The sequence below is a fragment of the Flavobacterium sp. K77 genome (assembly GCF_021608205.1).
In the GTDB taxonomy this organism is placed as follows: Bacteria; Bacteroidota; Bacteroidia; order Flavobacteriales; family Flavobacteriaceae; genus Flavobacterium; species Flavobacterium turcicum.
Map to the genome: position 1 here is coordinate 221,193 of NZ_JAKIHO010000006.1, position 22,067 is coordinate 243,259.

At 31.0% G+C, this 22,067-nt stretch carries 23 protein-coding genes; 1 reads left to right on the plus strand and 22 read right to left on the minus strand.

Annotated features, from left to right (window positions below; translation table 11 throughout):
* Positions 1-136: 136 nt before the first annotated feature.
* From L1S34_RS12200 to L1S34_RS12230, 7 genes are all read right to left on the minus strand, one after another.
* Positions 137-724 (minus strand): hypothetical protein, encoded by a 588-nt coding sequence (locus tag L1S34_RS12200; RefSeq protein ID WP_236364248.1) that lies wholly within the window; start codon positions 722-724, stop codon positions 137-139.
* Between the two features lie 1,125 nt (positions 725-1,849).
* A complete protein-coding gene (locus L1S34_RS12205) occupies positions 1,850-2,902 on the minus strand; it encodes a hypothetical protein (RefSeq protein WP_236364249.1) in 1,053 nt (350 codons plus the stop codon).
* Between the two features lie 204 nt (positions 2,903-3,106).
* On the minus strand, positions 3,107-3,718 hold the full coding sequence (locus L1S34_RS12210) for a hypothetical protein (protein ID WP_236364250.1): 612 nt from the start codon (positions 3,716-3,718) through the stop codon (positions 3,107-3,109).
* Between the two features lie 146 nt (positions 3,719-3,864).
* The gene (locus L1S34_RS12215; RefSeq protein ID WP_236364251.1) at positions 3,865-5,772 is read right to left on the minus strand and encodes an ATP-binding protein; all 1,908 of its coding nucleotides are present in this window, start codon (positions 5,770-5,772) and stop codon (positions 3,865-3,867) included.
* A gap of 165 nt (positions 5,773-5,937) precedes the next feature.
* Positions 5,938-6,390, minus strand: a complete 453-nt coding sequence (locus tag L1S34_RS12220) for a hypothetical protein (protein ID WP_236364252.1) — start codon at positions 6,388-6,390, stop codon at positions 5,938-5,940.
* Positions 6,391-6,571: 181 nt separating this feature from the next.
* The gene (locus L1S34_RS12225; protein WP_236364253.1) at positions 6,572-7,267 is read right to left on the minus strand and encodes a hypothetical protein; all 696 of its coding nucleotides are present in this window, start codon (positions 7,265-7,267) and stop codon (positions 6,572-6,574) included.
* A gap of 146 nt (positions 7,268-7,413) precedes the next feature.
* Entirely contained in the window at positions 7,414-7,818 is a 405-nt protein-coding gene (locus tag L1S34_RS12230; protein WP_166125157.1) for a hypothetical protein, read from the minus strand.
* Positions 7,819-8,002: 184 nt separating this feature from the next.
* Here L1S34_RS12230 and L1S34_RS12235 point away from each other — a divergent pair, with 184 nt between their 5' ends.
* Positions 8,003-8,329 carry a hypothetical protein gene (locus L1S34_RS12235; RefSeq protein WP_236364254.1) on the plus strand — a complete coding sequence of 109 codons (327 nt, stop codon included), beginning with the start codon at positions 8,003-8,005 and terminating at the stop codon, positions 8,327-8,329.
* Between the two features lie 140 nt (positions 8,330-8,469).
* On the opposite strand, the gene L1S34_RS12240 is transcribed toward L1S34_RS12235, so the two are convergent.
* The 15 genes from L1S34_RS12240 to L1S34_RS12310 all read right to left on the minus strand — a co-directional run.
* Complete coding sequence (locus L1S34_RS12240; protein WP_236364255.1) at positions 8,470-8,898, minus strand: hypothetical protein; 429 nt, start codon at positions 8,896-8,898, stop codon at positions 8,470-8,472.
* A 38-nt stretch (positions 8,899-8,936) separates the two neighbouring features.
* The gene (locus L1S34_RS12245) at positions 8,937-9,233 is read right to left on the minus strand and encodes a hypothetical protein (RefSeq protein ID WP_180910962.1); all 297 of its coding nucleotides are present in this window, start codon (positions 9,231-9,233) and stop codon (positions 8,937-8,939) included.
* Positions 9,234-9,763: 530 nt separating this feature from the next.
* Complete coding sequence (locus tag L1S34_RS12250) at positions 9,764-10,051, minus strand: hypothetical protein (protein WP_236364256.1); 288 nt, start codon at positions 10,049-10,051, stop codon at positions 9,764-9,766.
* A 223-nt stretch (positions 10,052-10,274) separates the two neighbouring features.
* On the minus strand, positions 10,275-10,724 hold the full coding sequence (locus L1S34_RS12255) for a hypothetical protein (RefSeq protein ID WP_236364257.1): 450 nt from the start codon (positions 10,722-10,724) through the stop codon (positions 10,275-10,277).
* Between the two features lie 1,058 nt (positions 10,725-11,782).
* A complete protein-coding gene (locus L1S34_RS12260) occupies positions 11,783-12,256 on the minus strand; it encodes a hypothetical protein (protein ID WP_236364258.1) in 474 nt (157 codons plus the stop codon).
* A 183-nt stretch (positions 12,257-12,439) separates the two neighbouring features.
* Entirely contained in the window at positions 12,440-12,847 is a 408-nt protein-coding gene (locus tag L1S34_RS12265) for a hypothetical protein (RefSeq protein ID WP_236364259.1), read from the minus strand.
* A gap of 172 nt (positions 12,848-13,019) precedes the next feature.
* Positions 13,020-13,424 (minus strand): hypothetical protein, encoded by a 405-nt coding sequence (locus L1S34_RS12270; protein ID WP_166125157.1) that lies wholly within the window; start codon positions 13,422-13,424, stop codon positions 13,020-13,022.
* A gap of 929 nt (positions 13,425-14,353) precedes the next feature.
* Positions 14,354-14,827, minus strand: a complete 474-nt coding sequence (locus tag L1S34_RS12275; RefSeq protein WP_236364260.1) for a hypothetical protein — start codon at positions 14,825-14,827, stop codon at positions 14,354-14,356.
* Positions 14,828-14,995: 168 nt separating this feature from the next.
* Complete coding sequence (locus tag L1S34_RS12280; protein ID WP_236364261.1) at positions 14,996-15,418, minus strand: hypothetical protein; 423 nt, start codon at positions 15,416-15,418, stop codon at positions 14,996-14,998.
* Positions 15,419-15,612: 194 nt separating this feature from the next.
* A complete protein-coding gene (locus L1S34_RS12285) occupies positions 15,613-16,215 on the minus strand; it encodes a DUF6843 domain-containing protein (RefSeq protein ID WP_236364262.1) in 603 nt (200 codons plus the stop codon).
* A gap of 675 nt (positions 16,216-16,890) precedes the next feature.
* A complete protein-coding gene (locus L1S34_RS12290; RefSeq protein WP_236364263.1) occupies positions 16,891-17,469 on the minus strand; it encodes a hypothetical protein in 579 nt (192 codons plus the stop codon).
* A 191-nt stretch (positions 17,470-17,660) separates the two neighbouring features.
* Positions 17,661-18,131, minus strand: a complete 471-nt coding sequence (locus L1S34_RS12295; protein ID WP_236364264.1) for a hypothetical protein — start codon at positions 18,129-18,131, stop codon at positions 17,661-17,663.
* A 1,169-nt stretch (positions 18,132-19,300) separates the two neighbouring features.
* Positions 19,301-19,786: an HAD family hydrolase gene (locus L1S34_RS12300; RefSeq protein ID WP_236364265.1), complete on the minus strand. Its 486-nt coding sequence runs from the start codon at positions 19,784-19,786 to the stop codon at positions 19,301-19,303.
* 675 nt (positions 19,787-20,461) lie between these two features.
* Positions 20,462-20,968, minus strand: coding sequence for a YegJ family protein (locus L1S34_RS12305; RefSeq protein ID WP_236364266.1), 507 nt, complete (start codon positions 20,966-20,968; stop codon positions 20,462-20,464).
* 135 nt (positions 20,969-21,103) lie between these two features.
* Positions 21,104-22,067, minus strand: a 964-nt coding sequence (locus L1S34_RS12310) for a hypothetical protein (protein WP_236364267.1), incomplete at its 5' end; no start/stop codon positions are given.

Consider the following 22,067-nt stretch of genomic DNA (forward strand, 5'->3'; position numbering starts at 1 on the left):
AACGTTTTGCAGCTACACGAGGTTTGGGAAAAGTACGCCTTAATTTTCTGTTAATGACCGAACTTTCAAGTACAAAAACAACTTTAAAGTTGGCCTAAAACCCAAATCTCGTGTAACTGCTGTTGTGCGTTCGTTTTTAATTCGTTTTAATTTTTTCTCCTTTTACTGTGTTTAATTTAATTTCCTTTAGAAAACTTAATATATTTTTTTCTTTATCTACGTTTCCAACAAAGCCAAACTCTTTTGAATAATATAGTAAATATTCCTCATTTTTATTTGAATCTCTATTTGTTAATTGTTTACATTTTACTAAAATACAATCATCATAATTTTTATTTGCTGTTTCAAAAGTTGCTTTTTCTTCTATCACTTCATATTTCCAACTTCCATCATTTTCAAGCCAATTGTCTCCAATTTTGGGATTTATTGGTAATAATATTGATTCAGAATTTGTAATTCTATTGAATTGTAAATAATTAATGTCGGACTTTCTTATGTATGTAGTATCAATATCGCTAAAAGAATATTTTCTAATTTCAACATAATACAAGTTTCCATTAATTTCTTTTTTTTCATCCATAAAATATTCATAATAGTAATGTTTACCATATTTGAAAAATTTGATGTTATTAGCCTTTTCAAATAACAGATAGTAATTATTGTCATTTATTAAACTGAAAGACATTGTAGATACGATGATAAACAGTAAAATTATTTTTTTCATTATTTATAGTTTAAATTAAATATTTATGTTTTTATACTTCGGTTTTTCAAAATGAAGCACAACGTCCCGCCGCCTCACGCTGTTGCGAACTTCGGGACCGTTTAGTTTCGGCTAAGATAAATAAACTTGCGAAACGAAAGCGTCAATTTAGGAGAAAATTCGTAGTGGCTTGAGACGGTTGTTATATGTCGCTTAAATTTTTTTCTTGACCACTTTTCAGGTTTCCACTTTTCAGATTCCACTTTTCAGATTCCACTTTTCAGATTCCACTTTTCAGATTCTGCTTTCAAGTTTCGTTTTTAGGTTTCATTTTTCAGTTACCACTTTTGAAATTCCACTTTTGAAATTCCACTTTTGAAATTCCACTTTTCAATTTCTGCTTTCAAGTTTCGTTTTGCAGTTTTCACTTTTCAGTTTCCACTTTTCAGTTTCTACTTTTCGGTTTCTGCTTTTCGGTTTCTGCTTTTCGGTTTCTGCTTTTCAAGATTATTCCGTTACGTTTTAAAGTCGAAAAGGAGAGTAGAAGCGATGTTCTACGAATTTATGTTTTCTGTCGCAGATAAGTGGCATATAACGTCCCGACGCCTCACGCCGTTGCGAACTTCGGACCCGATTAGCTTCGGCTAAGATAAATAAACTTGCGAAACGAAAGCGTCAATTTAGAAGAAAATTCGCAATGGCTTGAGACGGCTGTTATATGCCGCTTAAATTTTTTTCTTGACCAATTTTCAGGTTTCCATTTTTCAGATTCTGCTTTTCAGATTCTGCTTTTCAGATTCTGCTTTTCAGATTCTGCTTTTCAGATTCTGCTTTTCAGTTTCTACTTTTCAGTTTCTACTTTTCAGTTTCCACTTTTCAGATTCCACTTTTCGGTTTCTGCTTTTCAGTTTCTGCTTTTCAAAATTATTCCGTTGCATTTTAAATTCGAAAAGTAGAGTAGAAGTGGTGTTCTACGAATTTATCTTTTCTGTCGCAGATAAGTGGGATATAACGTTCTGACGCTTGGCGAGGTTGGGGATAAAAGATGCGGGATTTTTCGGTTAAACACAAATTTTAAAACACAAAACCATCTCTAAATTCAGCCTAAAACCCCAATCTTGCCAAACGGCTGTTAGCCGTTCGGTTTTATTTTACAATTCTAGTTAAGATGTAATATGAACATTCTATTTTTTCTCCATATTCTTCATCAGGTACCCATCTATCTTTTACCGAATTTAAGAATTTTGTATATTCTTCTTTATATTCTTCTGGCTGAACATCAGTTATTTTTGTAATAATTCCATTCTTAGAAATTGTGCAATATGCTTTAAAATTATAAGTATATCCAATAGTATCTTTTGTTTTGAATTTGAAATTTTTTTCGGCATACTTATTCCAATTTCCATCTTTGAAATGAAAATATTTATGATTTTTTTCGGCAATATCCATATATTTTTTTTCTTCTTTCAGAGGTAAACTCTTAGACTCTGTATCATCAATATGTTCAACAGTAACATAAGTAGCAACCGTTTCACCGTTTTTGACATTTTTACCATAATACACACTTGGGTTATCATAATAATCTTTTTTAAGTTTCTTGAATTTCTCAGCTATTTCATTTAAATTTTTGTCATTAATCTTTAAAGATTTTTGATTTTCCTTGATTTCTTTAAGCGATAATATTGTTCTAATTTCGTTAGTTTTTTTCTTTATAACATTTATTTCTACAACTAAGCCTTTAACCTCAACATCCGTTTTAAGTCCCATACTCACTAAAAAATTAGTATTATTAATTTTGTGATTTTTAGAAATAAAAACATCTTTAGGCTCAGGTTCAGATGAAGATTTTTCAATGTATTTTGTACAAACTAAATTGTTTATAACCTTCGTTTCCTTAGTCTCAAATATTTTAGTGAAAAAACCCCGATTAGGCTCAAAATGTGACAAATTATAATCAATTTCATTGTTAGAAAATATTATATTGTATTTCTCATCGTTTCGCAAAAGTGCAAATGATTCAGCTCTTCCATCGTATCTTAAAAAGTCTTTTGAATTTGTTTTAGACACAAAAACAGAGCTTTCTTTATTATAAAATAGATACTTCAATTCATAATCGAAATTTATATAAGTAAATTCTGTTTGATAATCTTTAAATGAAGTCAAAAGGACAATTAATGATAGTAGAATAATCTTTTTCATTTTGAATATTTTAAATGTTGATGTTTTAATTTTGAATTTAGCTTTTTCTCGTCTATCCTAAACTGACGGCTAACGTTTCGCGCGCAGAACTCGTTGCGGCTTGGCGACCGAGTTTTTTCCACTAGCACAAAACGAAAATAGTAAAAAAAGCGTACAACTTACCGGAAACTTAGCAATGAAGTTTTGCGCGCTGTTACCAGACGTTTAAATTTCCTGACCAACCCAAACAATTCCTTCCGGGTTAAAATATATAATCTCTGAATCTTTTTCAACGACGTGGAATTTTTCAGCGACCAATTTTTTAAAGAATTTTTTATTTGACTTGTATTCTCTTAACAATTCGTATTGCTCTTTCGGCCAATTAATTTCAAATTCGTAATAAGGCTCAAGATCGATTTTTGCCGACCAATCAAATTTTTTAAATTGCTCTGAAAATAAACCATAATGATTAGGATTTAGTTTAATCAAGTTAGTTGATTCCATAAACGCCTCAGTGTTATAATAGTCTATTTTGTCACCAATTGCACACACGATTTCTGACTTTAATAATCTCGGTTCATGCAACCATATAGCCAAGTAGAAAACTTTATTTTGGCTTTGAAGCTCGGCTTTCCATCTGAAGTAGGTATCAAGTAAATATTCAATGATAAATTTTCGCGATTTTCCGTTTGCTGAAATTTCATCACCGTACCAATCGTCGAACTGAAAATTGAAATATCCTTCAAGATTTAAAAAGTCAATATCGAGCTTACTATCATCCTTGATAGTTTTTTCGATGTTTTTAATTATTCGATTTTGACCGCGATGCTTCTTCATAAATGTCTGGTAACGTTTTGCAGCTTGGCGAAGTGGCGGATTTAGAAGTACTTACTTTCAATTTAGTACTAAACATCATTAGAATTCCGAATGTTCAATTTAGCACTGAAACCGCCATTTTGCCAAACTGCTGTTGTGTGTAGTGCTTATTTTTCGTAAAGTTCTTTTATGTCAGTAAACCAACTTTTTATTTCTTCAAAATTCCCCATTTCTATAAGATGCTCTTTTGTTATACTTTTAGTTATTTTTGAATTTGTTATATTCTTAATAATATTTTCTTTTTCTTTAAAATCTTTAATATGATTAAATTTATTTGTTTTTGATGTTATTATAGAAATTACATCATCATTGCTCCAATCGTTAATATTTGAACAATCTATTTCAAATTCTATCTCGTATAATTTTGAAGGAATATAATTTTCTAATTCTCTTTTGAGAGTTAATTTCCCTTTAGAACTATCATTTCTATTATTCACTTTTTCTATTGATTTTTTGTACTTCTCATCGGCATCTTTATCGTATAAATGATATTCAACTATGTTTGAACCTTCTAAATAATTTTTATCTATCCAGTTTATCAAAGAAGAACCCTTCATAGGAATTATTTTTATTCCTTCTTTTTTCAAGTCTATTATTTCTTTAAAATCTTGAATATTTTGATTAATATTCGATAAGAAATTAATGTCATTTTCTCCTTCAACACAAATTACAAGTTTTCCTAAATATGATGTAATTCCTAAAGTTTTAGATATTGCAAAAAGTTTGTTTTCTTCTTCAATAACTTTGTTTACTCCATTTACTTTGTCAATTAGTATTAGATTTTCACTTTTTGTTTGTTTAGCAATTTCGGGAGAATGAGTAGTTAGTATTACTTGGTGATTTTCTTTTAAAGCAATTTCACTTAAAGCATTAATTAATAGAATTTGGTGATTTGGATGTTGAGAAGTTTCAGGTTCTTCAATTGCATAAATTACCGTTTTATTCGAATTATTTTTTCTTTCAGCTTCTGCTCTAAAATAATTTAATAGAATTAATCTACGAACTCCGCTCCCTCTTTTGTTCATAGGAATGTTATCATCCCCAACAAAAGAAAATGAGAAAAGTGAATCCCAAGCTTTGTTTGTAACATCTGGTTTTAAAACTTTTGCAAGTTCTGGATTCATTTCTTCAAGCTTTTTTATAGTTTCGTTACCTATTAATTCTGCACTTTTTTTAATTAATTCTTTGACTTCTTCAAGTTTGTCAATTACAGTTTCGATTGCAGTTTTGGTAATAACTTTTAGTGGATCTTGAACTTCTTTATCAGTATCTTTATTTGCTCTGTCAGATTGAAATAAAAAATATAATGGTAAATCTGTACTTATACTATTCCATATATTTTTACCGTCTTCTTTGTCAATAGCAAGTTCAATGGTTTTTAAGTCTTTATTTTCAATTACTTGATAAATAGCATTACGTATTTCAGCTCTTTTTCTTTTATCTATTTTGATTGGAATTTTTTTGTCCATATCAGAACTATATGGTCCGATTTCTAAACCTTCAAACTCATTATTATTCAGTTTGTCAAAAAGAGCAAAAGCAATATCAGAATTGTCTTTATCCTTTAATATTTTTTTAAGTTCCTCAATTTTTAAAGTGGGTAATGGATTCAAATAAAACTCCTTTGGGTAGTCGCAAACTATAAAAGTTTTCAAACTTGTCGCTGTTAGTTTGTCTTTACTACAATCCCAAGTTTTTTTAATTTCTAACAATCCTTCTGAATTTAAAAGAAATTCATCCTTTAAATTAGTTTTTACATCTGTATCAATTAGGTATTCTTTTTGTTGATCAATAATGAAAGAACAACTTATTGACATTTCAAGACCATTGAAAACATTTTTATCATCAATGTCTATTTTAATTTTTTCTTGACCGAAAAAAATATCTAATGCTTCTAAAATTGTAGATTTTCCAATATCATTTTTGCCAATTATTACATTCAAGTTACTGTCAAATTCAACTTCGATTGATTCGTAACTCCTAAAGTTGGTAAGTTTTATTTTCTTAAGATACATTTTTCGTCATTTTTAGGTGCATTACACACAACGTTCCCGCGCTACAGCGGGTTTGGGACTAAATTAAGCTCATTATTCGGATTTGCCAAATATTCCCAAATACAAAACCAACTTTCCATTAAGCCAATTGCCCAAATCCGTTGTAGCGTGTGTTGGTGGTAGTTGTTATTCGTACACAACTTGCCAATTCTGTTTTTCCAAATCTTCAAGTGTTAATTCGTATTTTTTAGCATAGATGTTTTTTTTAAATATTTTAAACCATCCATATTTACTAACACTATCTTGAGGTACAATAAATAAGCGAAGTTTTTTATCAGCAATTTTGTTAAAATAACTGTCCCAAAATCTTGGTGTGTCGTGATTAGCAACTTTTGTATTACTTTTTATTGGTTCAAAGACAAAACTAAATAAGCTGTCGTGTTTAGTATAGACGTAATTCTCGTCATTTTCAAATTCATCGTAAAAGCTTCCTCCTGCAAGTTTATCATTCCGTGATATGATACTGTAAACAGTATTTTTCGATTTATTAAAAACAATTAATTCTCGTGGATCATATTTATCACAACTAAGAAATAAAGATATAATAAATCCAAATATTAGAATTTTAGATAATTTCATTTTTTGCGTTAAGTTATTGAATTTACGTAGTTTCGGCACAATTACCACCAACGTTCCGGCGCTTGGCAAGGTTGCGAACTTCGGAACCGATTATTTTCTATCAAAGATAAAATTTCTTGCGAGAAATAAACGTGAATTTACTACAAAATTCGCAATCTTGCCAAACGCCTGTTAGCAACTGTTATTTTCTTTTCTCTATAGGACTGAAATTAATAAATCTATCAAAAGCATCTGGAGAATCTTTAATATTTTCAATTTCTTTCCATTTTCCATTCACGTCAAGAACTTCCGCAATAATCTTACCATCCCTTTGTTCCACACTAGCAAATTCTTTTAGACTATCATTTTCAATTTTTAAAAAGTATGTTGTTTGTCCTCCAGTTAGTACACAAGCGTCAATACAATTTAGTTTTTCGTTAAACATTAAGTTTGGGAAACGTTCTGAATTTCTCATCCAATTTAATGATTTGTTTTTAGGAGAATATAAAATTAGAGTTTGGACAACGTTTCCGCCTCTTGCTGCCATTCCAGTTGTAAAGATTATATCTTTGAAGCCATCATTGTTAAAATCTTTGATTTCAGTATCTAAATCATTAATTCTCTCAGCTTCTAAAATTAAGCTATCTTTTAATTTCCAATGTAATTGGTCTTTTTCATAAAGATAAACTTTAGCAATAGTATTTTCTTGCGTGCCAATTTTATAAACTTCTACTTTGTTATTGTGTATTTGACCAAAACTTATTGAATCAGAGAAAAACTCAAGTGTGTCAACAACTATTAATTCTTCAGTTTTATTTTCGGTAACAGTTTTCGGTTCTTCTTTTTTAGAACAACTAATAATTAAAAGTGTGGTTATTATGTAGATTAGGTTTTTCATAATAGTTGCTAACGTTCCGGCGCTTGGCGAGGTTGCGAACTTCGGAACCGATTATTTTCTATCAAAGATAAAATTTCTTGCGAGAAATAAACTTGAATTTACTACAAAATTCGCAATCTTGCCAAACGCCTGTTGTAAGCAGTTTTTTACTCAGCTTTCATAATAATCGGTTCAGATTCCGCTATTACACTCAAGCAATCATTTATTCCACTTATCAAATACTCATTGTGACTATCTCCATGATGTTGAGCTAAGAAACCAGCGCGTAATTTTTCCAATTCAAACCAGCCACCACTCTCAACTCTCCAAATCCAACCAGGAACTCTGACATCTTTATCCCAGAACTCCAAAAGATTTCCTTCGTCCAATACTCTAAATCCAACGACATTTTTAAAAATAACATATATTGGGCTTTTGATATCATCAAAACCTAAAGTGATTTTCAATGTCCACAAATCATAAGTTACATTATAAATTTCAGGATTAGCATCAGGTATTTCAGTCTGAAATTCTGTGACTATTGGCTTTAATAATTTCTGAATGTCTTTCATTTATGTATACGTTCTGAAAATTGCTTACAACGCCCCGCAGCTAAGCGAGGATTTTCGGATGTGATATGCGTATTTATTCCGCTTAGACAAATTAACCAAGTACAAACAAATCAATAAATTAATAACCCAATGCCGAAAATCTCGCTTAACTGCTGTTATCACTTCGGCTTAATTTAAATAAAAAATGAAAAAATCAGAATACTTAGAAAAATACGGATTTGATATTCCGTTCACAGAAAAAGAATTGTCATTAATTGGTAGAGATTTACAATTTTGTAAAGGCGATAATGATGAAATTGAAAAAGAGGGAATTGTTACAGATTTAAAATTTGGAGATTGCACATTTATTAAAAAAGGCAAAAAATATTTATCAATTCAATTTGCTATTGACGAATGGTGGAGTAGAGAATTTCCAACAGAAATATTAGCTCCGCCAATTTATTCAGAATACACTAATGATTTAGTTAAACAATCGATGTCAATTATTAACGATACGCCAAAAGCTGAGTGATAACGTTTTGCAGCTTGGCGATGTGGCGGTTAAGGTAGCCTAAACTTTCGGTTAAAAACAGACTTTGCAAGTACAAAACCAACTTTAAATTAAGCCCAAAACCCGCCATATTGCCAAACTGCTGTTAGGCGTTCGGTTGTTTATTTAATTTCTGTTTCCGTATTCTGTTTTTCTTTATAAATAATATTTTCTACTTTATATTTTTTAAAGAAATAGTACAATACAAAACCAATTAATAAAGTAAAACTAAATTCAAAATAATTCTCAATTTTATACCTGTTTAAAGAGTAAAATATGTATTCTTTTAAACCGTAAAAAATCATAAATATTGGAAAAATAATTTGTTTTAGAATTATATATATTTTAATTATTGGCAATGATTGTTTAGTTATTATGAAAATAGAAATAAAAGCAATTAATGTTAAAAGTAGATTAAAATAACGCAAAATTATTGTCGAAGCATAATCATTATTGATTGATATTCTTGAAATTGCTATTATTAGGTCAATTCCAACAAATAAAATGAGCAATATTCTAAATATTTTGTTTGTAAATAATTTATCATTCATCTTTTTCTACTTTCTTTAATTTTGATTTCTAATTAAATTTATGCTAATTGTTGCATTAATTGAGCTTTAACCGTTAAGCAACTAAAGCAAACATAATTGTGAATAACCATACAATCTGCTAAATCGTAATTCTCACCAATACTATCAATTTGAGCATAAAAAGTCATTTCTTTTTTACAATCGTCACAATTTGGATAATCATCTGCGCTAACTTCTTCGGGTTTTCCGCCTAAAAAATGTCTAGTTCCAGCAATCTTATTCCATTTATATCCAATTGTTGATTTCTCTTCGTCAGTTTCGGGATTTGGTATTAATTTAATTTTTGGAATTTCCATTTCTTTTCATTTTGTTGTTTCCGTTTCGTTTCTCGTCAACTGACGCCTAACGTTCTGGCACTACAGCGGGTTTGGGACTAAATTAACCCCATTCTTCGGATTTGCCAAATATTCCAAATACAAGACCATTTTTCCATTAAGCCAAATGCCCAAATCCGTTGTAGTGGCTGTTGGCAGTAGTGCTTATTTTATACATTCAGAGTGGTTCCAAAGAATAATTCATAATTAAAAACAATTCCGAAGACACTAATTGGAGAAGCAAATAATAAAAATAATATTGTTTGCCATTTACAATTCAGAATTATTTCTTTCCAATTTGACCACACAAAGATTAGGAGAAAAAAAGAACAAACTGATATTATAAAAGCTAAAATTATATTCCCCCAATTATCGTCATAAACTAAAAATTGTGCCTGATATATTAAATACCAAATTATAGAAGTTACTATAAACAGAAGTATTGAGTATATTGTATTATGTAATTTTTGTTTTTGTGTCATTTAGTTATTTAATTATCAATTTCACGAAACTTAATGAGTTTTTAAAAATTCGCTAATTGTATTAATTGTTTTCCAATTTTCCACGCTATCGATTGCTATACGATTAATTAAGTCTTTCTGCTTTTTTAAATCAGATTTAGTTTTAATTACTTTCAGAATTTCCACAATGTGTTTTAAGGCAATATCTTTTGGATATTCAATCGAATCTTCTAATATTTTAATATGCGATTTAATTGCGTTTTTAAATTCAATATCTTCTTCCAATGACATTTTACGTTTTATTTTTAATTTCTCTTTTATGAATAAAAACCATTTCACAATCTTAAATATTTTAAGTCTTTTCTTGTGTCATATTGGTGCATTACTGCCAACGTCCCGCTGCCTGTGGTCTGTTGTGGGACTTCGTAAGCAGAGTGTTTTCGGCTTAACGAAAATATGATTGAGAAACGCTAATTCCACTAAACCCCACAATAGCCACAGACAGCTGTTATGGCTTCGGTTTTTTATTTATTCCAATTTTCGGTTTCGCTTCCGCACCGTTTTAAAGTCGGAAACACTTTTTAAAACTATTTATTATGGCGTATTTTTTTTTTTTTTCGGAAGTCTTTTTGGCTTTCAATATTTCGTTTTCCACTTTCAATATTCTCACTTGATTTTCAAGGTTGGTGTTTGATAGGGATAATACTTTGTTCTTTAGTTCATATACATCACGATCGAGATTTTTGGTTTCAAATATGGGGATATATTCTCTCAAAACTGGTATAATAGATATGAAAGCAAAAACTAAAGCTAGTATTGTCAATTTTGTGTTATTTCTGAATTGTTTGTCTGCATTTTTTGATTGCAATTCAGCTAACTCAAACTGTTTTATTCCGCTTTCTTTTAAGAAGTTTAAGATGTCTTCAGTTGTTGTTAAGTTAAAATCAGGGGTAAAGTTAACAGTTGGGGATTTAGGTAAAGAAAACATAGGTATATTCATTTTTCCAAACATATTTTTATCTTTTATATTTTCGGTTCTTTAAACTGAGCCATAACGTCCCGACGCCTCACGCCGTTGCGAACTTCGGGACCGATCAGTTTCGGCTAAGATAAAAAAACTTGCGAAACGAAAGCGTCAATTTAGGAGAAAATTCGCAATGGCTTGAGACGGCTGTTATAGGGCGGTTGAATATTTTAAAGTTTCTATTTTTCAGATTTTGCCTTTCAAGTTTCGCTTTTCGGTTTCCACTTTCAAGTTTCGTTTTTTAGATTCTGCTTTTCAGATTCTGCTTTTCAAGTTTCGCTTTTCGGTTACCACTTTCAAGTTTCTGCTTTTCAGTTTCTACTTTTCAGATTCTGCTTTTCAAGTTTCGCTTTTCGGTTTCCACTTTCAAGTTTCTGCTTTTCAGATTTTGCTTTTCAGATTCAGCTTTTCAAGTTTCGCTTTCAAGTTTCTACTTTCAAAAACTCTAGCGGAAGATTAATTTATTTCTAATTCTTAATGTCTGCGTAAATTCGCAACTGCCCTATAACGTCCCGACGCCTCATGCCGTTGCGAACTTCGGGACTGAGTATTTTCCGCTAAGATAAAAAATCTTGCGAAACGAAAGCGTCAATTTAGGAGAAAATTCGCAATGGCTTGAGACGGCTGTTATATGCCGCTTAAACTTTTTTCTTGACCAATTTTCAGGTTTCCACTTTTCAGATTTCACTTTTCGGTTTCTGCTTTTCAGTTTCTGCTTTTCAGTTTCTGCTTTTCAGTTTCTGCTTTTCGGTTTCTGCTTTTCGGTTTCTGCTTTTCGGTTTCTGCTTTTCGGTTTCTGCTTTTCGGTTTCTGCTTTTCAAAATTATTCGGTTGCGTTTTAAAGTCGAAAAGTAGAGTAGGAGTGATGTTATACGAATTTATGTTTTCTGCCGCAGATAAGTGGCATATAACGTTCCGGCGCTTGGCGAGGTTGCGAACTTCGGAACCGATTATTTTCTGTTAAAGGTAAAAATTCTTGCGAAACGCAAACGTGAATTTACCACAAAATTCGCAATTGCGAGAAACGGCTGTTAGCAGCTGCCGTTCTAAAATAAATCTATTAAGTCGTAACTTTTGACAATTTTTAAATCATCAAAATACTTTGTATTCAACCCTTTTTTTATAAAGTTATATTCTGTTTTATTTCTAAATGCTGTTTGCTTGCAAAGTTTTGTTCCTCTATTATCAAAGTAAACAAAGATTTCTGGACTTCCATTTGACCTATAATATTCCATTTGATAAATATTTTTGTTTTTAGATTTTAATGTATTAATTCCAGTCAAAATATATCCATCATTACTTTTTACTTCAATTATTTCAGTGCTTAGAATTTCTGCCTTATTTCGAAAGTATATTTTTTCTTTTATGACATGATGAAAATCAATCTCGTCAGTTTTCTTTGTAGGATCTGTTTCGACAATTATTTTTAAATTATAAGAATTCAGATTTCCAATTATTTTTTCTTTCGACTCATTAGAAATCAAAAAAATCATTGAAAGAAAAAATAGATATATCTTCATAAGTTTAAATGTCAATTTTTGCAGTTACAATACGGTTGCTGCTAACGTTCTCGCGCTACAAGCAGTTTGGGACTAAATTAAGCCCATTATTCGGATTTGCCAAATCTTCCTGACACAAAACCAACTTCAAATTAAGCCAAATCCCCAAATTGCTTGTAGCGTGTGTTAGTGGCTGGCTTGTTATTATTTAAAATATTCCTTTTCAAATTCTTTGATACTTTCTGTTATTTCCATCCTCACATCTAAAGTTAACTTTTCAGTTTTTAAACTGAGGCGTAAAAATTCACAGTATCTTTTATCGACAAAAGAAAACATTAAACCAGCCAATTCGCAAACTCTATTTAGATTAGAAAAATGTGTCCATTTTATCAGCTGATCAGAAATAAATTTTTTTTCGTTTTCAGTTAATTTATCAACGTTATAAAACTTCTGAAATTTTTGTGCAAGAATTTCCAATAACTCAATTTGCTTCTGTTCTTCGAGAAATTGTGAGTTTTCAATAAGTTCTGCAAACAAATCGTGAAAAGACTCTTCTGAGATAACTTCTAATAGGGATTGAAATTTAGAATCAATATTGCTTTTATTGTTCATACTCGATTTTTTGTTTTCTGCGGATTGCTTGCCACTAACGTTCCGGCGCTTGGCGAGGTTGCGAACTTAGGAACTGATTATTTTCTATCAAAGATAAAATTTCTTGCGAAATGTAAACGTGAATTTAATACAAAATTCGCAATCTTGCCAAACGCCTGTTGTAAGCAGTTTTTTACTCAGCTTTCATAATAATCGGTTCAGATTCCGCTATTACACTCAAGCAATCATTTATTCCACTTATCAAATACTCATTGTGACTATCTCCATGATGTTGAGCTAAGAAACCAGCGCGTAATTTTTCCAATTCAAACCAGCCACCACTCTCAACTCTCCAAATCCAACCAGGAACTCTGACATCTTTATCCCAGAACTCCAAAAGATTTCCTTCGTCCAATACTCTAAATCCAACGACATTTTTAAAAATAACATATATTGGGCTTTTGATATCATCAAAACCTAAAGTGATTTTCAATGTCCACAAATCATAAGTTACATTATAAATTTCAGGATTAGCATCAGGTATTTCAGTCTGAAATTCTGTGACTATTGGCTTTAATAATTTCTGAATGTCTTTCATTTATGTATACGTTCTGAAAATTGCTTACAACGTCCCGCCGCCTCATGCCGTTGCGAACTTCGGAACCGATTAGTTTCGGCTAAGATAAATAAACTTGCGAAACAAAAGCGTCAATTTAGGAGAAAATTCGCAATGGCTTGAGACGGCTGTTATAGGGCGGTTGAATATTTTAAAGTTTCTATTTTTCAGATTTTGCCTTTCAAGTTTCGCTTTTCGGTTTCCACTTTCAAGTTTCGTTTTTCAGATTCTGCTTTTCAGATTCTGCTTTTCAGATTCTGCTTTTCAAGTTTCTGCTTTTGTAATTCTGCTTTTGTAATTCTGCTTTTGTAATTCTGCTTTTGTAATTCTGCTTTTGTAATTCTGCTTTTGTAATTCTGCTTTTGTAATTCTGCTTTTGTAATTCTGCTTTTGTAATTCTGCTTTTCAGATTCTGCTTTTCAAGTTTCTGCTTTTGTAATTCTGCTTTTCAGATTCTGCTTTTCAGATTCTGTTTTTCAGATTCTGTTTTTCAGATTCTGTTTTTCAGATTCTGTTTTTCAGATTCTGTTTTTCAGATTCTGCTTTTCAGATTCTGCTTTTCAGATTCTGCTTTTCAGATTCTGCTTTTCACGTTTCTGCTTTTCACGTTTCGCTTTTCGGTTTCCACTTTCAAGTTTCTGCATTTCAGATTCTGCATTTCAGATTCTGCTTTTCAAGTTTCGCTTTCAAGTTTCTACTTTCAAAAACTCTAGCGGAAGATTAATTTATTTCTAATTCTTAATGTCTGCGTAAATCCGCAACTGCCCTATAACGTTCCGCCGCTACACGAGGTGCAAGGCATCGTGACTGCATATTTTCTATTTAAGTAAAAAGTTCAATGCGAAACGGCAATTCCACTAAATCCTTGCATCTTGTGTAACTGCTGTTGGCAGATGTAGTTTTATTTATTATTATGGGAATTTAAGATTCATTTCATTCCGTTCAATCTCAACTTTCTTCCATTCGGTTTTGTTTATTTTGCTCGTGTCTATTTCTTTTATCCAATTTATGTTTGGTAGAATTTTTGTCTTTTCTATTATTCGAGTTTTGAATCCTAATGCACCTAAATCTCTCATTTGAAATTCAATTGACTTATTTTCGTCAGAAATATTTACGTATTCAATTGTTTGTGTTCCCCAAAAACTCAAGTATGTAATACGATATAAACCAATACAAATAACGCCAATTATAATTATTAATATTTTTGTCGCTTTTCTGTATTTTTCTTTTAAAATTCCATTTAGTAGGAGAAAAAATGTTGAATATAAAACAAAAATCATAAGCCAATAAATTAACGGACTATTTATACTTAAATCAGAAAATCTATTAAGTAGAATCAAACTTACTGAAATTAAAAAAAGCGTAATAAATAATTTATATTTCATTGATTTACGTTTCGTTTTTTTACTATATCTGCCAACGTTCCGGCGCTTGGCGAGGTTGCGAACTTCGGAACCGATTATTTTCGAGCAAAGATAAAATTTCTTTCGAGAAATAAACGTGTATTTACTACAAAATTCGCAATCTTGCCAAACGCCTGTTATGTGACGTTTTTATTTTTTCGCAGTCAAGTTAAAAAACTCTGGGAAAGCTATTGTTGAGAATATCAATATTAAAATTAAAATAAAACTGATAAAAAAATAATTCCTTCCTAGATTTTTAATATTTTGTTTTTCGTATTTATCCAATAAGATTTCGTAGTGTTTATTATAGCCAATGAGAAAATAATTAGGTATTAAAAAAAGAAGTAAAATACTCCAATTTCGAATTGTCGGATTCATTGGTAAGATTCTATCAGTTTCAATACGTATTTCAAAGAATAAAATTAATAGTAAGCTAATTAATAAGATATTCATAAAATTAATAGCTGTCAAAACTAAAAACGAAAGAATTAAAGCCGCATTTTGATTTCCATTTTGTGCAGTTTTTATATTAAGAAACAAGCTAACCCAAATTCGGTAGTATATTTTTAGCATTTAATTTTTAATTCTGTGGTTAATATATACGAGATAATCTTCTAAAATGACACATAACGTCTCGTGGCTTGGCGTCAGTTGGGGATTTGGTTAGCCAAATGTATCGATTTAAGACCAGACTTCCAAGTACAAAACCAACTTTAAAGTTTGCCTAAAACCCCAATTGCGCCAAACCGCTGTTAACTGATGTTTTTTTATTCATTTCGATATTTTCTTTTCGGTACGTCAATATAAAAGTCTTGATAATCTCCATTTTTGTTTCCGCTTAAAGTTCCGACAATCATCTGAACGGTTAAAGTGTCTTTTTCGTTACAATATTCACAAAATTGTTTTATTTCTTTGCGGTTTCCATTTTCGTCTACAAAAAAATATTTAGAACCAGAATAACTTATAGAATTTCCTTTAATTTCAAATTTAGTATTCAATATTCCATTTTTCGGAACTTTATATATTCTCCACCATAATCCTTCAAATTCTTTTTCAGTGCCATTTTTCTGATTATACTGTATAGTTACTTTTCCTCTAAATTTTTCTGGAATTAAAAAAACATCTTTTGATGCGGATGTCACTTGAAATATTATAAATCCGATAAATATCGGTAGCATCGTCCAAAATATTTGCCATTGATTTTTAATTTTTAGTTTTGTTCTAGAAATTAAAATTTGAATAATTCCTATTAAGCAAATTACGAAGAAAATATATGTTGGATACCATAAAAAAATAAACATACAAATATTTATTGCGATACCAAATAGCAAAAATACTAATCCACCATAAAGTAAAATTCTGTTTTTCAATTAATTATTATTTGTTTACGTTTCGGTTTTCTAAAATATCAGTTAACGTTCCGCCGCCTCATGCCGTTGCGAACTTCGGACCCGATTATTTTCCACCAAATATAAATAAACTTGCGAAACGTAAGCGTCAATTTAGGAGAAAATTCGCAATGGCTTGAGACGGCTGTTATAGGGCGGTTGAATATTTTAAAGTTTCTATTTTTCAGATTTTGCCTTTCAAGTTTCGCTTTTCTATTTCCACTTTCAAGTTTCGTTTTTCACATTCTGCTTTTCAAGTTTCGCTTTTCAAGTTTCGCTTTTCGGTTTCCACTTTCAAGTTTCCACTTTCAAGTTTCTGTTTTAAAGTTTCTGCTTTTCAGTTTCTACATCTCAGATTCTACTTCTCAGATTCTACTTCTCAGATTCTGCTTTTCAGATTCTGTTTTTCAAGTTTCGCTTTCAAGTTTCGCTTTCAAGTTTCGCTTTCAAAAACTCTAACGGAAGATTAATTTATTTCTAATTCTTAATGTCTGCGTAAATTCGCAACTGCCCTATAACGTTCCGGCGCTTGGCGAGGTTGCGAACTTCGGAACCGATTATTTTCTGTTAAAGATAATATTTCTTGCGAAACGTGAACGTGAATTTACTACAAAATTCGCAATTGCGCCAAACGTGTGTTGGCAGTAGTTGTTTTATCTATTCCGATTCTGTGCCGTATTTAATTCCTTGTTTTCTAAAATATTGTTTGTACAACTCGAACTTATTTAAACAATATACTCCATCTTTAATTTTTTCAGAACTAATTACTCTTCGTCCACATTGAAAACAGATTTCGATATATTCAAAAACATTTCCGTTATCATCAATAAATAAAATTCCATTTCTCGGCTCGTAACAATTTCCTTCTTCAATTATTTTGGGCAAATCTTTATTTTGATATCCTACGTTATAAATTAAATCAGTTAATTCATTAATTTGATTCTCATTTAGAATTAAAGATTCTTTTACATTTTCGTAATTCAAGATTTTATCTTTTACAGGAATAGAATAATTCATATCGAAACTCTCAAATGAAATTAAAACTATTTGTTTTGCTTTGTCAAAGGGATAAAATTTCATTCTTTTACTAGATGAAAATTTGTTTAAATTGACACATTTTGAATTTTCATTTATAATTTCATCAGGCACAACATCTTCCTCACGTTGAGGAGGATATCCCTTGCGACTACAAGACGAAGTGAGAATTATGAGCAGTGTAATTATATAAATTCTCATATGTTTAAATTCGTGTAAGTTCTTGATTTCTGCGATTTTTCGGTACAATTACTGCCAACGTTCCGGCGCTTGGCGAGGTTGCGAACTTCGGAACAGATTATTTTCTGTTAAAGATAAAATTTCTTGCGAGAAATAAACGTGTATTTACTACAAAATTCGCAATCTTGCCAAACGCCTGTTATGTGCTGTTTTTATTTTGAATTGGATTTAGACTTAAATGAGTTTATAATTCCACCCATTTTTCCAATTAATTTATCTTTATAATTAATGTTTGTCCACGACATAATTTGATATAAATTGTTACTGTCTTCAATTAGTGCGTATCTAAAAAATGCCTTTTTACCATCATCTAATCCTTTTCCACTCATTGAGAAAACAATTGCATTACACGAATTAATTTTAGTTCTTCCAAAATCGGTTATTTTGAAATCATCATAGAGTTCATCAAAATGACTTGTTACAACTTGATAATATCCAAAAAGACTTGGAGTTGTTTTATGAACTTTTAACTTGATTGCATTTTCAAAACTTTTTTTTGTTTCTTCCAATACAATAAAATACAAATCCTCGTCAACTTTTTGAAATTGAACTTTTGCTAGTTCATTCAGATTATTAGTTCGTTCCAAATCTTTAGGTACCGACAAAGAATAATTCTGTGTCATTACAACTTCATGTTGAGTATTGTTTTCTGATTGTTTACAAGACGAAATAAAGATTATTAATATGGCTAGAATGTAATTTTTTAATGTCATTTATGAATTGATTAGTTCTTGATTCTGCGTTAAAATAGCACATAACGTCCCGCCGCCTCATGCCGTTGCGAACTTCGGACCCGATTATTTTCCACCAAATATAAATAAACTTGCGAAACGTAATCGTCAATTTAGGAGAAAATTCGCAATGGCTTGAGACGGCTGTTATGCGTGGGTTTATTTTTGTGGAAAAATTTACTTCTATCTTCTTTTCGGATAATGCTTTTCAAATTTCAGTTTCGAAGTTTCTGCTTTCAAGTTTTTGCATTCAAGTTTCACTTTCAAGTTTCTGCATTCAAGTTTCTGCTTTCAAGTTTCTACTTTCAAGTTTCTACTTTCAAAAACTCTGGTAGTAAGATAATTTTATTTCTAATTCTTAATGTCTGCGTAAATTCCAAAACTCACGCATAACGTTTTGCCACTTGGCGCTGTTGCGGATTTTCAACACCAAACTCTCACAAATATAAACAAATTTTTAATTCAAGACTTAAGCTTCCAAAAAATCACCGAAACCGCAATGGCGCCAAACGGCTGTTAGTGGTTCGGCAGTTTTAGAAATTCCGCATCACCATTTTATTTTTCAAGTTTCTGTTTCTAGTTCTGATTTAAAGTTTCGCTTCAAAGTTTTGCTTCAAAGTTTCGTTTCGAAGTTTGTATTCAAGTTGTGATCCTAAGTCTGCTTTAAAATTTCTCTTCGAAGTTTTACTTCCAAGTTCTGATTCTTAGTTACGTTTCAAAGTTACGTTTCAAAGTTACGTTTCCAAGTTTTGCTTCCAAGTTTTGCTTCCAAGTTTTGCTTCCAAGTTTTGCTTCCAAGTTTTGTTTCAATTTTTTTAGTAACAATTACGGATTTTTTTAATTCGAAGAGCTTTAACCAGTAATAATATCAAACGTCTTGCGGAAAACAAATGTGAAGTGTAATTGATATGACCTGCGTAATTTCTGCTGCTGACCACTAACGTTCCGGCGCTTGGCGAGGTTGCGAACTTCGGAACCGATTATTTTCTGTTAAAGATAAAATTTCTTGCGAAATGTAAACGTGAATTTACTACAAAATTCGCAATCTTGCCAAACGCCTGTTAGCCGACGTTTTTTATTTGACTTTTAATTTTTTCAACCCAATTTATCTCTGAAGGTTCAATAATTATGGCTTTGAAATTAAATTTTTCGGCTTCAATTCCAACTCCTCTTGAGTCATCTATATGAATATCAAAGTCAAATGCAGTTGGGTATTTTGATGAATTTATTTTTCTTGATTTTAGAATTCGCTGATTTTCTTCTTGAGTAACAATTCGGTTAACTTTTATTCCATAATACCATAAAGTAAATCTAATCTTTCTTTTTGTTCTGAAAGATGTCGTATAAATATGAATTTTGTTTCCTTCTTTTTGCAAATCTGAAATCAATTCTCTAGTTCCTTTTCTGATTTGTTCAACTCCAAACAGTTCTGCGATTCCACTTATCTTTTCAGTTTCAAATTCCTTGCCATTTGGAATTAAAGTGCTGTCAAGGTCAAAACTTATATTCATATTTTTATTTTCAATTATTACGATATTTTTTGTCAAATGACGGCTAACGTTTGCGGCTATGCGAAGTGCCTTCTTTTGACCGCTTGACTAATTCTAGCTAAAATAGCCAAATTTTTTAATTTGTACTATTTTATCCAAAAAAAGCGGAAGGCATTTTGCATAACCGTTGTTGGGCGTAGTTACTGTCTATTTACAATCCCTGTTTTGATCAGTAACGGAGTTGGATAGACTACTCCAATATTTTCTTTCACTACAATCAAATTTAATGAAACCAATTATTTATTGCGCTTAGCAAGCCTGCTAGGCGAAGTCAATAATAGGGGTTTTGGGGCGCTATTATTTTGGTGATGTTTAAGTTAGCAAAAATAAATTCTTGACTTTGTCTTTTATTTTCGATAACTTAGCCAAGTCTTGTACGTTGTCAAACGTATTGAAAGTGAACTTTCTACGATTCCCAATCGAAAGACTTGAAGCCTAAATGCTTTATTCTTCTAAACATCCCAAAAATATATCCCGAAAATTCATTGTGAAAAAACGTCGTAGTCTAAGTGGTACGCTCCAATTACGTCCAACGTTCCCGCGCTACACGCGGTTTGGGACTAAATTAGCGCTATTTTTCGGATAAGCCAAAACTTCCAAATACAAAACCATTTTCCCGTCAAGACAAATACCCAAATTGCTTGTCGCGTGTGTTATAAGCCGTTTTTTCTTCTACTTTATTTTCATTTCGCTTTCTACATCAAACTTTTTTTGTTCTTCTTCCGTCATTCTTTCTCTTAAAAGTCTGATTGTATATCCACCGTGTAATTCTGATTTTTTGATGTACATCCAATCACTAATTTCTTTTTTTTCTATTTGTACAGTGTCGCCAAGTTTTACGCTTTTTATTTTTTCTGGCAAATTGTCAATTACGCCAATATATTTCCCTTTTTCTATTCCTTGAATATTTCCAATCCAAATATGTTCAACGTTTCCATTTTCTTCAAATTTCTTTTTCAAGCCAAAAAATGTAAAAACTCTAGTATTGTTTTTAAAAGCAAAATCAAAACTATCTAAAGTTTGTTTTGCTTTTTCGATTGCCTTATTCATTTCAACATCATCTTCTTCAACGTTATAAATTGTCGGCTCATTTTCTCTTCCTATTTTTTTGTTTGAATTACAACTTAAAATACAAATAGAGAAAAATAGGAGTAATGTCTTGATTTGCAGATTTTTCATAAAATGGCTTATAACGTTCCCGCGCTACAAGCAGTTTGGGACTAAATTAAGCTCTATTTTCGGATTTGCCAAATCATCCAAATACAAAACCAATTTTTCCATTAAGCCTAATGCCCAAATTGCTTGTAGCGTGTGTTATGCGGTCGCTTTTTTATTCGTAATTATTTGTTTCTTTAAGTCGTCAGGAATGTTTGTCCAAGTTGTTCGTGGTGTCAGCATTAATTTGCAGTTACATTCTTTTTCTGCCACATTTGTAATATGCCTATACCAATCGAAATAACTCAATTCTCTTGGCTTTGGTGAGTAAAGTAATAGCCCTTTTTCATTCCAATGTACTTCTGTTGATGTTCTATAAATCAAATTAAAACGTTCACTTTTCGGTTTTATAAAAAGTTGTTCGTTTTCGTCAATACCTACTTTAATTATCTCGTCTTGTCGCTTACCAATAGCTTTTGTCCTTATGTGGTCGAAAATAATTCTACCAAGATAAAGTCTGAGTTTTGGAAATCTACATCTGTAATATTCATTCCAATAACTAATCATTCGACTTTCGGTCTGCTGGTAATATTTTGGATTTTCTATTGCAAACCGTTTGTAGTTTTCCAATTTATTATTATCGAGTTGTTCGTCCAAAACTTCTAATATTTCAAGAACATATTCTCCTAAAAGTTTAAAAGTAAAAGGTGTAATCCAATATTCGTTACTGTTAATTTTTTTCAAGCGACTTTGTCTTACATATCCATTATGGTGTCGAAGATAAATGCAGTTGAGAATAGCTTTTTGATTGTTTGTAAGTTTCTGTTCTTTTTCTAATTCAGGTTCATTAAAATAAAGTCTGTTAGGTATTGATAAATTTTCCCCTTCAAGTAGGACAGTTTGAAAGTCTGGATGAATTAAGTTTTCTACTTTATGAATTCGTCCGTCAGATAGTTTTATATCATTCACTGCAAAGGGCAAAATGTCCAATACACTTTCTACGTCTTTTTTCAATGTCCGTGGAAAAGCATTAAGAAGAATTTTTCTGTATTTTGAATGTTTATTTCCTTTGAACCAATTTAGCATTTTCGGTTTGATGTTTTTTAAAGTGCCGCATAACGTT